Origin of the sequence: Pseudomonas sp. 2822-15 (assembly GCF_002742515.1) — a bacterium.
GTDB lineage: Bacteria > Pseudomonadota > Gammaproteobacteria > Pseudomonadales > Pseudomonadaceae > Aquipseudomonas > Aquipseudomonas salomonii.
The window spans coordinates 1-229 of the sequence record NZ_LJRY01000017.1; the positions used below are offsets into that span (position 1 = coordinate 1).

Annotated in this window: 1 protein-coding gene; it reads left to right on the top strand. The window is 38.4% G+C overall.

The features are described from left to right. Nucleotides 1-229, top strand: a 229-nt coding sequence (locus AOA59_RS00055) for a BMP family protein (RefSeq protein ID WP_143522710.1), incomplete at both ends; no start/stop codon positions are given.

Sequence of the window (229 nt, forward strand, 5' to 3'; positions counted from 1 at the left end):
GGTTCATTCCTTGTTGGTGTTATTGCCGGACTACAGACAGAAACTGACCATGTAGGTTTTATCGGTGGTGTAGAAAGTGCTCTTATTAAGAAATTTGAAAACGGATTTAGAGCTGGTGTAAAAGCAGTAAATCCAGATGCAACTGTATCAGTCCAATACGCACAATCATTTAATGATGCTGCGACTGGTCAAAGTATTGCAAATACATTCTATTCTAATGGAGCAGATA